The organism is Micromonospora sp. WMMD1274 (genome assembly GCF_049179035.1).
Lineage (GTDB): Bacteria > Actinomycetota > Actinomycetes > Mycobacteriales > Micromonosporaceae > Micromonospora > Micromonospora tulbaghiae.
Genome location: NZ_JBMHMG010000001.1, coordinates 2396076 through 2409756 on the forward strand (window position 1 = coordinate 2396076; position 13681 = coordinate 2409756).

The following is a 13681-nucleotide window of genomic DNA, read 5'->3' on the forward strand; positions in this document are numbered from 1 at the left end:
TTCTCCCCCGTGACCAAGATCGATATCAACGGCGCCCAGCTCGCGTACGACGAGAGCGGCACCGGAACCGCCGTGGTGTTGCTGCACGCCGGCATCGCCGACCGGCGGATGTGGCGCGGGCAGATCCCGGCACTCGCGCAGCGACACCGGGTGATCGCGCTGGACCTGCGCGGCTACGGCGACTCGGAGCTGCCGCCCGCGCCGTTCGCCCACCACGACGACGTGATCGGGCTGCTCGACGCGCTGGGCATCGAGCGGGCCGCGCTCGTCGGCTGCTCGTTCGGCGGCCGGGTCGCCGTGGACACCGCGCTCGCCCACCCGGAGCGGGTCTCGGCGCTGGCGCTGTTCGGCGCGCCCGTCTCCGGCAACGAGTGGTCCGAGGAGACCGAGCAGCTCTGGGACGAGCTGGTCGGTGACGTGGACCCGGAGGACTTCGCCGCCACCGCCGCCGGCGAGGTGCGGTTCTGGGTGGTCGGCCCGACCCGCCGCCCGGAGGACGTCGACCCGGAGCTGATCCGGTTCGCCGAGGAGATGGACCGCCGGGCGCTCGCCGCCGAGCAGGCGCTGAGCGCGATCGAGGTGGGTGAGCTGGACCCGCCGGCGATCGACCGGCTGGGCGAGCTGCGCGTACCGGTGCTCGTCGGCACCGGCGCCGACGACCTGGCCGACATCCGCCGCCTGGCCGACCGCATCGCCGACGAGGCCCCGAACGGCGTACGCCTCCCCGACGTCCCCGATGCGGCCCACCTGCTCCCCCTGGAGCGCCCCACCGAGACCAACACCGCCCTCCTGTCCTTCCTCCCCTGACCCGCCCTCCCCGCGCCCCCTGCTCGGCGATCTTGCGGTTGCGGCCCTCGGCACGCCTGGAATACGCGCTTTGCCGGGGCGGTAAGTGCAAGATCGCCGGGGGGTGTGGCGGGGCGGGGGTTACCAGGTGGGGTGGATGGCTCCTACCGGGAGGCCGCCGCCCAGCAGGGGTGGCTCGGCGTACTCGGTGAGGATGGGGGCGCCCACGTTCAGGCGCGCCAGGGCTGAGGTCAGGACGGGTGTGCGGGCTCTGGCGGCGCCGTCGTCGATCTTCAGGGCCACGGCGCCGACCTCCGGGATCGCCGCCGCGATCACGCCCTCCGCGCCGATCTTGGCGAGCAGACCGGGTACGCCGCGCATCAGCCGCGTGTCCTCCGCCTGGGTGCCGCCGACCAGTTCCGGGTACGCCCGCATCGCGTCCGCCACCGTCCGCTCGACGGTGCCCGGCTCGGCGCTGACCATTCGCAGGAACGCCCGCGCCAGCCCGGTCAGCGAGACGGCGAGCACCGGCGCGCCGCAGCCGTCCACCCCGACCGCCGCCGCCCGCTCACCCGTGATCTCCTCGATCGTGGCGGTCAGACACTGCTGGAGCGGGTGCTCGGGCCGCCAGTAGCCGTCCAGCGGCCAGCCCGCGGCCAGACAGGTGCGCACCATGCCGGCGTGCTTGCCGGAGCAGTTCATCAGCACCCGGGCCGGTCCGCCGCCGGCCCGCAGCACCGCCTCCCGGGCGGCCTCGCCGAACGGCAGGTCCGGCGGGCAGTGCAACGCGTCCTCGGTCAGGCCGGCGTCGCGCAGCAGCGCGGTGACCCGCTCGACGTGGAACTCCTCGCCCGCGTGGCTGGCCGCGACCAGCGCCACGTCGGCCGGGTCGCTGAGCGGCAGCCCGGCCCGGAGCATCCCGATCGCCTGCATCGGCTTGTTCGACGAGCGGGGGAAGATCGGCGAGGTGACGTCACCGGCTCCGGCGACCGGCTCACCGGCTGCGTCGAGCACCACCACGGAACCCCGGTGGACGCCCTCCACGAAACCGGACCGGACCACCTGGGCGAGCGGCACGCCGCCCTCGTACGTTTTTCCCACGGTATGGACCGTACCGAGGGGACGGACCCGGTCGGCGGCGGGGTGACCTGCGACGTCGACCGGGGCGGTACGGGGTCGTGGCCGGGTGGGCCGCTTACCGGGCGGTGGCCGGTACGCCGAGCAGCGTACGAGCCTCGGCGGTGGTCAGCGGAGGACGCTGGGCGAGCTGGGCGAAGCCGACCGCCCGCGCGACGAGCTGCATGTTGGACTCCACCGGGCGCCCCTTGGCGTACGTGACCGTGTCCTCCATGCCGACGCGCAGGTGACCGCCGGCCGACAGCGAGGCCAGCATCACCGGGATGGTGCTGCGCCCGATGCCGGTGGCCGAGAACGTTGTGCCCTCGGGCAGGTCGCGCACCATCTGCTGGGCCGCCACGAGCGTGGCCGTGGTGCCCGGCATGCCGCCCGGCACGCCCATCACGAAGTCGACGTGCACGTGCCCGCCGTGCGGCAGGCCGTACTTGCCGAGCAGCCGCTGCAACGCGGTGAGGTGACCCAGGTCGAAGATCTCGTACTCGGGGACGACACCCCGCTCCTGCATCCGGGTGTGCAGGTCGACGATGAACTCCCACCGGTTGAGGAACACGTCGTCGCCGAAGTTGACGGTGCCCATGGTGCAGGAGGCCATGTCGGGCGCGGCGTCGAGCACCGCCAGCCGGGCGGACTCCGGGTCGGTCACCGCGCCGCCGGAGGAGAGCTGCACGATCAGGTCGGTGTTCTCCCGCAGCGCGGCCACCGTGTCGCGCAGCCGCCCCTGGTCGAGCGTGGGCCGCGCGTCGTCGTCGCGGATGTGGACGTGGATCACGGCGGCGCCGAGCGCCTCGCACTCCTTGGCGGTCAGCAGCAGCTCGTCGAGCGTCACCGGCAGCGCCGGCACCTCCGCCTTCGCCGACTCCGCGCCGGTGGGGGCAACCGTGATCAACGTCCCTGTCGTCATGCCCCGGATCCTAGACCGGTGCCCGGCACCGGGTCGACCGGAGGATTTCCGGTGCGAGCGGCATCAGGAAGGGATCCTTCCGCCACCGAGGGCGTCCGGGAGGTTCCCTTCCTTAGGCGTCGATCGCGGCGGCGCTGTCGCCGACGAGCAGGCGGGCGTCGTCGGGCGTGTTGCGCTTCAGGACGGCGAGCGCCACCTGACCCAGCTCGTAGTGCTGCACGGCGGTGCCCACGAAGCCGACGGTCCGGCCGTCGAGCGTCACCGGCGTACCGGCGACGGGCGGCTGGTCGCTCGCCACGCCGTCGAGGTGCAGCAGGACGAGCCGGCGGGGCGGCTTGCCCAGGTTGTGCACCCGGGCCACCGTCTCCTGCCCCCGGTAGCAGCCCTTGTCCAGGTGCACGGCCGGGGCGATCAGGTCCACCTCGGCCGGGATCGTCCGGTGGTCGGTGTCCACGCCGGCCCGGACCCGCTTGGCGGCCACCCGGATCGCCTCGTACGCCCACAGCCCGGCCACCGGCACACCGGCGCCGCGCAGCTCCGCCACCACCTCGTCCATGGCCGCCCGGGGCACGAGCAGGTCGACGCCGAGCGCCACCCGCCGGGCCCAGCCGCCGACCGGGAGCGGCTTGGCGTCGTACACCACCGAGGGCCGCGCGGGCATCTCGCCGGAACGGAACTTCGGACCCGGCACCGCGACCACGTCGGGAGCGGCCAGCCCGGTGACGCCGAGCGTGTCCAGCGCGCCGGCCGCCTCCGGCCCGACCAGCGACAGCAGCGCGTGGTCGGCGGTGGCGTCGCGCGGGTCGACCTTGCTGAAGAAGCGCATCTTCTCCAGGTATGACAGCAGGCCCTCGGTCATCCCCGGCTCGGTGTCCAGCCAGGTGGTCTCGCCGTCGTCGGCGACCATCGCGTGCTGCTCGACGTGCCCGTGCGGGGAGAGCACCAGCAGCTCGGTGCCCTGCCACGGCGCCAGCGCGGCCAGGTGCTGGCTGGTGAGCGTGTGCAGCCAGCCGATCCGCTCCTCGCCGGGCACCGCGACCACGCCCCGGTGCGACCGGTCGACCAGGCCCACGCCGGTGGCCAGGAGCCGCTGCTCGCGCATCGGGTCGCCGTAGTGGGCGGCCACCGGGCCGACGCCGGCCGCCCGGTGGGCCGGCTCCGGCTGGTCCCGGGTCTGCTCGTCGATGGCGTCGGTGGTCACCGCGCCCGCGATGTCGATCATGTGGGTTCCCCGTTCTGTGCGCAGCGGCCGCAGACCCCGAAGAGCGCGACATGCCCGATGTCGACCTTGAACCCGCGCTGCTCGTCCAGTTGGTCGGCGAGCGGGCGAAGCATCTCCGGGGCGATCTCGTCGATCGCCCCGCACTCCCGGCACACCAGGTGGACGTGCTGGTGCTCACCGGCCGCGTGGTAGGTCGGCGAACCGTGCGACAGGTGCGTGTGCGTCACCAGGCCGAGCCGTTCCAGCAGCTCCAGCGTGCGGTAGATGGTGGTGATGTTGACTCCGGCCGCCACCTCGCGGACCGCGGTGTGCACCTGCTCCGGGGTGGCGTGCCCCAGATCCAGGACGGCCTGGAGCACCAGCTGCCGCTGCGCCGTCAGCCGCAGCCCGCGCGAGCGGAGCATTTCCGCGAGGGAGGATTCGGACACCCTTCGATCATAGTTCGGCCGCCGCGCCAGCCGGTCCGCCGCCGGGGGTACGCCACTACGCTGCGCCAATGGGTACGACACGGGTGGCGGTGCTCGGCCGGGGCCTCGTGCCGGCCGGTGAGCCGGTGCTGCGCGGCGACGACCGGGGCGTCCTGCACGGCGACGGCCTGTTCGAGACCATGCATCTGCGCGACGGCCGCCCTTGGCTGCGCGAGGCCCACCTGGCCCGGTTGCGGGCCGGTGCGGCGGCGATCGACCTGCCGTTGCCGCCGCACGCCGCGCTCGTCGAACTGCTGGACGCGGTCTGCGCCGGCTGGCCCGCGCAGACCGAGGGCGCGTTGCGGCTGGTCTGCACGCGAGGGCCGGAGAGCGGTGGGCCGCCCACGGTGTACGCGACGCTCGGCGAGGTGCCCGCGGCCGCCCGCCTGGCCCGGCGGGACGGGGTGACCGTGGCCACGCTGCCGCTCGGGGTGGCCGCCCGGTCCCGCCCGGAGCTGGGGTGGCTGCCGAGCGGCGTGAAGTCCACCTCGTACGCGCTGAGCACCGCCGCCCGGCGGTGGGCGCAGCGGACCGGCGTGGACGACGTGCTCTGGGTCTCGACCGACGGCTACGTGCTGGAGGGGCCCACCGCCAACGTGGTGTGGCTGAGCGGCGGGACGCTCGCCACGGTCCCGGCGGCCCAGACCGGCATCCTGCCCGGCGTGACCGCGAACCACCTGCTGGAACGGGCGGCAGAGCTCGGCCTGACCCCCGCCGAACACCTGCCCACCGTGACCGACCTGCACGAGGCCGAGGCGATCTGGCTGACCAGCTCCCTACGCGGCGTAGCCGAGATCACGGCCCTGAACGGAACCCCTCGTCCCGGTTCCCCCCTGACCCCCCACATCCAGGCCCTCCTGAACTTCCCCCACCCCCACCCCGTTGACCATGAAGTTGGCGGCGTCGGGTGACCGATTTGTCGCCGCCAACTTCATGATCGACGAGGCAAAAGGGGGGTCAGCCGGCTACGCGGGTGAGGCGGGCGGAGAGGTGCGGGCTCAGGGGCTGGCCCACGGCGGCCATCTCCTGGGCGTACAGCAGGGCGCCCTCGACGATGCCGAACAGCCGGGCGCCGGCGGTGACCTCCTTCGCCGTCGCGGTACGCACGACCGCGTCGGTGGCGAACTCGATCTGGGTGCCCTTGCGCTTGCCGATGTGCAGCTCCATCACGCCGGTCGGCGTGGTCATCAGCGCCTCCAGCTCGTCGGTCACCCGCTCACCGTCGAGCACCGGACGCCACCAGCCCACCTCACGGCCGGCGGGGCGGACCGGGCGGCTCTGCTCGTCCAGGATCCAGGCCCGCGACTCGTAGAACAGGAACGGCCGGCCGTCGTGGCTGATCCGGATCTCCTGCGCGTAGTCGAAGTCCTCGATCGTCGGGAACCCACCCCGGCCCCGGCCACGCCACACCCCGACGTACGGCAGCAGGCCGTCCAGGCTCGGGTGCAGCTTCGGGCCGACGCGCAGGTCGTGGCTCTCCTCGTACGGGTACGGGTCGACCGGCGGCGCGTTCAACCACGGCGGCTGAAGCGGATTCTCACTCACAGATTCACCTTCGTTCGCGACTGCGGGGCTCGCAAAACCGGCTCACTCCTCGCGCTCACCAGGGCCACCTTCGTTCGCGACTGCGGGGCTCGCAAAACCGGCTCACTCCTCGCGCTCACCATTTACCTCTAGCGATTCGCACTGCGACATAGACCAGGCCACCGGCGAGCGCGCCCAGGCCGGCGACCAGCAGGCTGACGAACCCGATCTCGGTAACCATCCGGACCATCCTATGCTGGCCTCATGGCGCGCACTCTCGTCGTCAAGGCCACCGCCGGCGCGGACTCCCCGGAACGCTGCGCCCAGGCGTTCACAGTCGCCTCGACCGCAGCCGCGGCCGGGGTGGACGTCTCGCTCTGGCTCACCGGCGAGTCCACCTGGTTCGCCCTCCCCGGGCGGGCGGAGACGTTCGAGCTGCCGCACTCCGCGCCGCTCGGCGAACTGCTGCACGTGGTCCTGACCACGGGCCGGGTGACCGCCTGCACCCAGTGCGCGGCCCGGCGGGACATCGGCCCGGGCGACGTCATCCCCGGCGTACGCATCGCGGGCGCCGCGGTGTTCGTCGAGGAAGCGATGGCCGAGGGCGCGCAGGCGTTGGTCTACTGAGCAACCCCCCGGGCTGTCCACTCTGCCCGGTGCGCCGATCCTGGCCCGACATGTCCGGATTGCGCCTACGATGTGAACGTGAGTGAGGCCATCCGACAGTTCTTCGCGTCGCTGCCGGCGCGCGCCGCGTCAGTGCTGAACAGCCCGATCGGCGGCACGCTCCAGATCGACCTGGCCGACGGCAACCGCACCGAACACTGGTACGTGACGCTGGCCCCCGGATCGGCCCAGGTGAGCCAGGAGGAGCAGCGGCAGGCCGACGGCGTGCTCACGCTCTCCAGCGAACTGTTCGAGAAACTGGTCACCGGCCGGGAGGCCGGCATGGCCGCGGTGCTGCGCAACGAGGCCACGTTCAGCGGGCACGTCGTGCTGTTCCTGGCGTTCCGCCGGTTCCTGCCGGCCCGGCCCGACGTACGGGATCCGCGGGACGCCGCCCGCGAACACGTCCGGCGGCTGGCGTGAAGGACCGGGTCAGCATCCTCGACGGCAACACGTTCCTGGTCAGCGACGATCGCGGCAACATCCAGCCGTCGTACGACTTCCCCACCGGTCTGTTCTCCTTCGACACCCGGTTCCTGTCCACCTGGAGACTCACCCTCGACGGAGAACCCCTGCACGCGCTCTCCATCGACGACTCGCTGTCGTACAAGACGCGGTTCTTCCTGGTCCCCGGCGAGCCGACGCACTATCTGGACGCGAAGGTCTCGGTCATCCGCAGCCGCGCTATCGGCGGCAGCCTGGACGAGGAACTGACCCTGCTCAACCACTCCGAGCAGGAGAAGGAGTTCCGGCTCCGGCTGGAGATCGGCTCCGACTTCGCCGACCTGTTCGAGATCAAGCACCAGCGGGACAAGAAGGGACACACCACCCCCACGGTCGAGACGAACGCGCTGCGGCTGACCTACCGCAGACAGGCGTTCCACCGCGAGACGCTGGTGACGAGCACCGCGCCGGCCGAGGTCGACGAGAGCGGGATGACGTTCCGGGTCCGGGTCGGCCCGCACGGCGAGTGGACCACCGCGCTGCACATCGACACGGTCATCTACGGCGCCCGGGGCGAGGACATCCGGGCCATCCTGCCGCTGGGCGGCCAGCGCACGGCGGCCGACATCGAGGCGGAACAGAGCGCCCTGATCAGCCGCGCGCCGAAGCTGGGCTGCGACTGCGAGCCGCTGGCCGGGGCGTACCGGCGCAGCCTCAACGACCTGGCCGCCCTCCGGTACGAGTCGATCACGCTCGGCGTCCGGCTGCTCGCCGCCGGGCTGCCCTGGTTCATGACGCTGTTCGGCCGGGACAGCATCTTCACCTCGCTCCAGGTGCTGCCGTTCCTGCCCGAGATGGTCAAGCCCACGATCGTCATGCTCGCCGGCCTCCAGGGCAGCCGGGTCGACGACTTCCGGGACGAGGAGCCCGGCAAGATCCTGCACGAGCTGCGCTACGGCGAGACCGCCGGCTTCGAGGAGCAGCCGCACTCGCCGTACTACGGCGCGGCCGACACCACGCCGCTGTTCGTGATCCTGCTCGACGAGTACGAGCGGTGGACCGGTGACGCCGACCTGGTCCGCAAGCTGGAACACGAGACGCGCGCGGCGCTGACCTGGCTGGACACGTACGGCGACCTGCTCGGCACCGGGTACGTCTGGTACATGTCCCGCAACCCGGAGACCGGCCTGCCGAACCAGTGCTGGAAGGACTCGCCGGACGCCATCTCCTACGCCGACGGGCGGATGCCCGAGTTCCCCCGCGCCACGTGCGAACTCCAGGGGTACGCGTACGACGCGAAGCTGCGCGGCGCCCGGCTGGCCCGCACCTACTGGAACGACCCGACGTACGCCGACCGCCTGGAGCACGAGGCCGCGGCGCTGAAGGAGCGGTTCAACCGCGACTTCTGGATCCCCGACCGGGAGTACTACGCGCTGGCGCTCGACCCGCGGGGCCGGCAGGTGGACGCGCTCACCTCCAACATCGGCCACCTGCTGTGGAGCGGCATCGTCGACGAGGACCGCGCCCCCGCCGTCGCCGCCCATCTGCTCGGCCCGCGCCTGTTCTCCGGGTGGGGCGTACGTACGCTCGCCGACGACCAGGGCCGGTACAACCCGGTCGGCTACCACGTGGGCACGGTGTGGCCGTTCGACAACTCGATCATCGCCTGGGGCCTGTGGCGGTACGGCTTCCGGCAGGAGGCCGGCCGGATCTGCGACGCCCTGCTCAGCGCGTCGCACTACTTCGACGGGCGGCTGCCCGAGGTGTTCGCCGGCTACGAACGCGGCCTCACCGACTACCCGGTGGAGTACCCCACCGCGTGCAGCCCGCAGGCCTGGTCCGCCGGAACCCCGCTGCTGCTCCTACGGGTGATGCTGGGACTGGAACCGCAGGGCGAGCACCTGATCATCGACCCGGCCGTGCCGCCCGGGATGGGCCGGGTGGAACTGCTCGACATCCCGGGCCGCTGGGGCCGGGTGGACGCGCTGGGCCGCAGCCGGGAGCCGCACGAGGAACAGCCGTCGCCACCGGCGCTCGTCCTGCCCGGCGGCTGACCTCAGGCCGGGCAGGGCGTGGTCACCGCGACCCGGACCCGCTCCCCGCCCCGCTGCGCCAGCACCGCCGGGTCGCCCGGGCGCGCGTACGCGTCTGCCGAGTCCACCACCGGCGCGGCGCCCCCGGCGAACGCGGCGGCAAGCGGCTGATCGGCCGGCGCGGCCGCCTCCGACCGGGCGGTGCGGGCCGTCCCGCCGCCCGGGCAGGGCGCGGCGAGCACCTGGACCGGCCCGGTCGCGCCGCCCCACCGGCCCAGCGCCGACGCCAGCACCGCCGACTCGGCGGCGGCGTCGGCGGACGGGGCCCGGTAGCCGGAACCCACCGGGCGGCAGCCGGTGGCCGCGGTGAGCAGCACCCGGCCCGGGCCACCGGAGCGGCCCTCGACCGTGACGAACTCGCCCGCGTCGGCGCGCAGCAGCGGCTCGCCGTCGAGCGTCGACACACCGGCCCGCCAGCCAGACGGCAGCCGGTCGGCGATGCCGCGCAGCACCTCGCGTACGTCGCCGCCGCCGATCGCCACCTCGACGCCGCGTTCCAGCGTGGCGCCGTCGTCCATCGGCGTGATCCGGCAGCCGCGCTCCAGCCGGTCGGGCAGGAGCGCCGGTACGCCCGCGGTGCCGACCGCGGCGGTCAGCGCACCGATCGCCCGGTCCACCACCGGGCCGGCCTGGTCCAGCGACCGCTGCTCCTTGACCGTCGGCGCATCAGTGTGCACCGACCACCAGGTCAGACCCGCGAGCAGCACGGCCCACGCGACGGTGGCGACCGTCAGCCAGCGCAGCCGGCGTCGGCCGCCGGGGCCGGGCCGGCCGGGCGGGGTGGGCGGGGCGTAACCCGTCTCGACGGCAGTCACCCCGCCATGGTGTCACGCGTCGGCGAGCTGCCCGGCCGCGCCTCGGCACCCTCGCTCAGACCGGCACCGACCGGCGGGACAGCAGCCACAGCAGGTAGAAGGGGCGCTGCCGCAGCTCGCCGCGACGGTCGGCGTACTGGTCGGCGGCGAGCACGGCGGAGAAGAAGCCGCCCGCGCCCAGCATGCCGAGCACCGGCGCCAGTTGCGTGCCCTCGACCGCCACCAGGGTCGCCGCGACCGTCGCCACCGCCGCGCCGGCGGCTTGTACGGCCGAGCGCCGGGACACCCGGGCGACCTCGGCCCGGGCCGCCCGTACCCCCTCCTGGATCTCCGCGTCGAGCTTCGCGAGCTGCACGAGCGCCCGGTCCGGATCGGTGTCGACCTCCAGCATCCGGCCCCGCAGGTACGCCTGGGTCGCGGCGAGCGCGTCACCCTCCTGGGTCAGGATGGCACAGTAGTCCCGCAGCGAGGTTCCCTCCAGCATCGGCAGGTCGAGCTGGAGCAGCGGGGTGACCAGCCGCGCCTTCACCGGATCCCCGCTCGGCACGTCGACGACCCGGTGCCCCTTGACGATCAGGTCGAGCGTGCGGTCCGGGTTGTCGCCCAGCTCGATCTGGCCGACGCTGTTGAACGGCGACGAGGTGGACTGGGCGTCCGGCGCGCGCGACTCCAGGTGGCTGCGGCGGAAGGTCTGCGGGAAGTAGACGAGCTGCCCCAGCTCCAGCAGCGGCGCGCAGTCCCGCAGGTACGCGCCGAGGCGGTCCAGGTCGTCGCACTCGGCGAAGAGCTCGTCGATCCGGATGTCCCCGTACCGGCAGTCCCGGCCGCAGCGGTCCGGGTCCTCGCCGCACACCTTGCAGATCTCCCGGTGGGCGAGGTAGCAGTGCTCGCCGCCCGGCTGGGACAGGACCAGCTTGGCCGTGACGAGCGTGGCCCGCTTGGTGAGGAACGACAGGTCGGTGTCGAGGCTGGCGACCGAGACGTCGAACGGGCGGGCGCGGCCGGACCCGTCGGCGCGCTGGAGTTCGCGGACGATCGTCTCGCCCCGGTTGCCGTCGATGAAGTCGATCAGATAGCGGCGGGCGTGGGCAGCGGCGTCGTCGGGCACCTGATCCCCCTCCGGCGCGTCCGGGACGCACCGCCGTCCAGCCTGCCAGCCACTGCCGAGGCGCACAGTCGCCGGAACGGCTCGTGGCCCGCCACCCGGGTGGGCGGCGGGCCACGATCTCCAGCGTGGGTCAGGCGGCGACCGAGACCGTCACCTCGTTGATCCCGCGGGCCGCGGACACGGCGGTGTCGCCGTTGCCGTGGCGCGACAGCGCGCGCAGCGTCCAGGAGCCCGGCGCGGCGAAGAACCGGAACTGCCCGGCCGCCGAGGTCACCACCTCGGCGGTGAACTCACCGGTCGAGTCGAGCAGGCGCACGTACGCGCCCGGCACGACCTCACCGGACTCGGCCAGCACGCGGCCGGTGATCACGGTTTCCTTCTCCAGGTCCAGGCTCGCCGGGAGGGGGGCGGACTGGTCCGGCGCGGCGCAGCCGGCGGCAGCCGTCGAGGCGGCGGAGGCGGCGGTCATCAGGCCTCCCCCGGCTCGTCGCCGAGCGCCACCGGCACCCCGACGAGCGAGCCGTACTCGGTCCAGGAACCGTCGTAGTTCTTCACGTTGCGGTGCCCGAGCAGCTCCTGGAGCACGAACCAGCTGTGCGAGGAGCGCTCGCCGATCCGGCAGTACGCGATCGTCTCCTTGCTGTCGTCCAGCCCGGCGTCGGCATAGATCTTGCGCAGCTCGTCGTCGGACTTGAACGTGCCGTCCTCGTTGGCCGCCTTCGACCACGGGACGCTGATCGCGGTCGGGATGTGGCCGGCCCGCTGCGCCTGCTCCTGCGGCAGGTGGGCGGGGGCGAGCAGCCGGCCGGCGAACTCGTCGGGGCTGCGCACGTCGACCAGGTTCTTGGTGCCGATGGCGGCGACCACCTCGTCGCGGAACGCGCGGATCGAGGTGTCCGGCTCCTGCGCGACGTACTGCGTCTTCGGCCGCTCCGCCACGTCGGTGACGAGCGGACGGGCGTCCAGCTCCCACTTCTTGCGGCCGCCGTCGAGCAGCTTCACATCGCCGTGGCCGTAGAGCTTGAAGTACCAGTACGCGTACGCGGCGAACCAGTTGTTGTTGCCGCCGTACAGGATCACGGTGTCGTCGTTGGCGATGCCCCGGTCGGACAGCAGCGCCTCGAACTGGCTCTTGTTGACGAAGTCCCGGCGGACCTGGTCCTGGAGGTCGGTGCGCCAGTCCAGCTTGACGGCGCCGGCGATGTGCCCGGTCTCGTAGGCCGAGGTGTCCTCGTCGACCTCGACGAAGACGACGCCCGGGGCGCCGAGGTTCTTCTCGGCCCACTCGGCCGAGACGAGTGCGGTGTCGCGACTCATCAGATCACTCCCTGGTGAGGATGGTTTGGTGAGTCTGCGCGTGGAGATCGATGCCGATGGTTGTCGCACCACACGCGGACCCTGAGCTAGGAACGGATCACGGGTACGTGCGACGGCGCCGCTGCCGGGCGTTGGGGAGGGGGAACCGGGGAAGGTTCGTGGACCCTGGTGGCCGCCGTTCAGGCGGCCGGAGACAGCCCCGCCGTCAGATGACGGGGCGACACAGGCAGGTGGCCACGCGGCACAGGTCGACCGCGCGCCGTTTGGTGAGGTGGGTCCCCATGGGCAGGGAGATTACCAGCCGGGGCGACAGCCGCCACCAGGCCGACCAGCATCCGGGACAGGGACGGGCTTTCAACCGGCGGAGTTGATGGGCACGTTCGCCGCGTCCGCCGTGACCACCAGGCCCTCCGGCTTCGGCTCCACCTTGCGCAGGTTGAGCTGGAACGGCAGCTCCGGCAGCGGCACGTCGATCGAGATGCCCTGCGCGTACCGGGTCAGGGCGGCCCGGGCCAGCGGCACGTTCGGCAGGCCGTCGGCGGTGAGGTCGTTGAAGCGCAGCGCCACCTTGTTGCCGGCCACCGTGACGTCGGCGGTGCCGTTGACGGTGAGCTTGATGCCGAGGACGTCCACCGGGGCGGTGACCGCGAGCTTGCCGTTGCGCTCGCCCAGCGTCAGCCCGGGGCGGTCCAGCAGCTTGGCCAGGCTCTCGTAGGTGACGGTGCCCCGCCCGTCCACGCTCTCGGCCACCACGTCGCCCCGGCCCGAGCGCAGCGTGTCCAGCGAGGCGGTCACGTTGCGCGCGTCCACGTCGAGTTTCGGCACCTCGACCGCGTCGCCCTGCACGTCGCCGCGCACGTCGGTGAGCTGGATCGAGATGCGCTCGTACCGGCCGTCGAGCACCTGGGTGAGGAACGGGAAGCCACCCACCTCGACCTGCGGCGCGGCGGACTGCGCGTCCTGCTTGGCGATCTCCTGCCGGACCTGGTCGGCGATGGCGCGCTCGGCCACCCCGGCGGCGACCCGGTCGGCGACGACGAGCAGACCGGCCAGCACCAGCAGCAGGACGATGAAGCCGATCAGCACCTTCCGGCCCCGTCGCCGGGGTCGGCTCTCCGCCGGATACGCCTCTGCCACGCCGTCTCCCGTCCTCGCCGCCGTCACCGCGCCTCGCGGCGCAACCGTACTTACCCGAGGCGAA

The 13681-nt window shown here is 73.0% G+C and carries 17 protein-coding genes; 5 read left to right on the forward strand and 12 right to left on the reverse strand.

Annotated elements, in window-relative coordinates; all coding sequences use genetic code 11:
* Nucleotides 1–9 precede the first annotated feature (9 nt).
* A complete protein-coding gene (locus tag ACN27D_RS11000; RefSeq protein ID WP_252448357.1) occupies nt 10–807 on the forward strand; it encodes an alpha/beta fold hydrolase in 798 nt (265 codons plus the stop codon).
* 120 nt (nt 808–927) lie between these two features.
* Here the strand turns inward: ACN27D_RS11000 and ACN27D_RS11005 are convergent, their stop codons facing one another.
* From ACN27D_RS11005 to ACN27D_RS11020, 4 genes are all read right to left on the reverse strand, one after another.
* Entirely contained in the window at nt 928–1887 is a 960-nt protein-coding gene (locus ACN27D_RS11005) for an asparaginase (RefSeq protein ID WP_421499051.1), read from the reverse strand.
* Between the two features lie 94 nt (nt 1888–1981).
* Nucleotides 1982–2824, reverse strand: coding sequence for a 3-keto-5-aminohexanoate cleavage protein (locus tag ACN27D_RS11010; RefSeq protein ID WP_120572926.1), 843 nt, complete (start codon nt 2822–2824; stop codon nt 1982–1984).
* A gap of 112 nt (nt 2825–2936) precedes the next feature.
* Nucleotides 2937–4046, reverse strand: coding sequence for a YgfZ/GcvT domain-containing protein (locus ACN27D_RS11015; RefSeq protein WP_421499052.1), 1110 nt, complete (start codon nt 4044–4046; stop codon nt 2937–2939).
* Nucleotides 4043–4450: a Fur family transcriptional regulator gene (locus tag ACN27D_RS11020; protein ID WP_120572924.1), complete on the reverse strand. Its 408-nt coding sequence runs from the start codon at nt 4448–4450 to the stop codon at nt 4043–4045. Before ACN27D_RS11020 ends, ACN27D_RS11015 begins: the two co-directional genes overlap by 4 nt.
* A gap of 92 nt (nt 4451–4542) precedes the next feature.
* On the opposite strand from ACN27D_RS11020, the gene ACN27D_RS11025 reads away from it, so the two are divergent.
* Nucleotides 4543–5424 carry an aminotransferase class IV gene (locus tag ACN27D_RS11025; RefSeq protein WP_421499053.1) on the forward strand — a complete coding sequence of 294 codons (882 nt, stop codon included), beginning with the start codon at nt 4543–4545 and terminating at the stop codon, nt 5422–5424.
* Between the two features lie 46 nt (nt 5425–5470).
* Here ACN27D_RS11025 and ACN27D_RS11030 read toward each other — a convergent pair whose 3' ends face one another.
* A complete protein-coding gene (locus tag ACN27D_RS11030; protein ID WP_121686553.1) occupies nt 5471–6058 on the reverse strand; it encodes an FABP family protein in 588 nt (195 codons plus the stop codon).
* Between the two features lie 115 nt (nt 6059–6173).
* Nucleotides 6174–6278 (reverse strand): small membrane protein MtfM, encoded by a 105-nt coding sequence (mtfM, locus tag ACN27D_RS11035; protein WP_013288813.1) that lies wholly within the window; start codon nt 6276–6278, stop codon nt 6174–6176.
* 23 nt (nt 6279–6301) lie between these two features.
* Between mtfM and ACN27D_RS11040 the strand changes: the two genes are divergently transcribed.
* From ACN27D_RS11040 to ACN27D_RS11050, 3 genes are all read left to right on the forward strand, one after another.
* Entirely contained in the window at nt 6302–6664 is a 363-nt protein-coding gene (locus tag ACN27D_RS11040) for a DsrE family protein (RefSeq protein WP_135242222.1), read from the forward strand.
* Nucleotides 6665–6736: 72 nt separating this feature from the next.
* Nucleotides 6737–7126: an SCP2 sterol-binding domain-containing protein gene (locus ACN27D_RS11045; RefSeq protein WP_357793080.1), complete on the forward strand. Its 390-nt coding sequence runs from the start codon at nt 6737–6739 to the stop codon at nt 7124–7126.
* Entirely contained in the window at nt 7123–9201 is a 2079-nt protein-coding gene (locus tag ACN27D_RS11050; RefSeq protein ID WP_120572919.1) for a glycogen debranching N-terminal domain-containing protein, read from the forward strand. Before ACN27D_RS11045 ends, ACN27D_RS11050 begins: the two co-directional genes overlap by 4 nt.
* A 2-nt stretch (nt 9202–9203) precedes the next feature.
* Here the strand turns inward: ACN27D_RS11050 and ACN27D_RS11055 are convergent, their stop codons facing one another.
* The 6 genes from ACN27D_RS11055 to ACN27D_RS11080 form a co-directional block, all read right to left on the reverse strand.
* Entirely contained in the window at nt 9204–10055 is an 852-nt protein-coding gene (locus ACN27D_RS11055; protein ID WP_421499054.1) for a hypothetical protein, read from the reverse strand.
* 55 nt (nt 10056–10110) lie between these two features.
* Nucleotides 10111–11163: a hypothetical protein gene (locus ACN27D_RS11060; protein WP_120572917.1), complete on the reverse strand. Its 1053-nt coding sequence runs from the start codon at nt 11161–11163 to the stop codon at nt 10111–10113.
* Nucleotides 11164–11293: 130 nt separating this feature from the next.
* Nucleotides 11294–11632 (reverse strand): DUF1416 domain-containing protein, encoded by a 339-nt coding sequence (locus ACN27D_RS11065; RefSeq protein ID WP_013288819.1) that lies wholly within the window; start codon nt 11630–11632, stop codon nt 11294–11296.
* Nucleotides 11632–12480, reverse strand: a complete 849-nt coding sequence (locus ACN27D_RS11070; protein WP_120572916.1) for a sulfurtransferase — start codon at nt 12478–12480, stop codon at nt 11632–11634. Before ACN27D_RS11070 ends, ACN27D_RS11065 begins: the two co-directional genes overlap by 1 nt.
* Nucleotides 12481–12685: 205 nt before the next feature.
* On the reverse strand, nt 12686–12763 hold the full coding sequence (locus ACN27D_RS11075) for an Ms5788A family Cys-rich leader peptide (protein WP_310503780.1): 78 nt from the start codon (nt 12761–12763) through the stop codon (nt 12686–12688).
* Between the two features lie 71 nt (nt 12764–12834).
* Nucleotides 12835–13617 carry a DUF2993 domain-containing protein gene (locus ACN27D_RS11080; protein ID WP_120572915.1) on the reverse strand — a complete coding sequence of 261 codons (783 nt, stop codon included), beginning with the start codon at nt 13615–13617 and terminating at the stop codon, nt 12835–12837.
* Between the last annotated feature and the right edge of the window lie 64 nt (nt 13618–13681).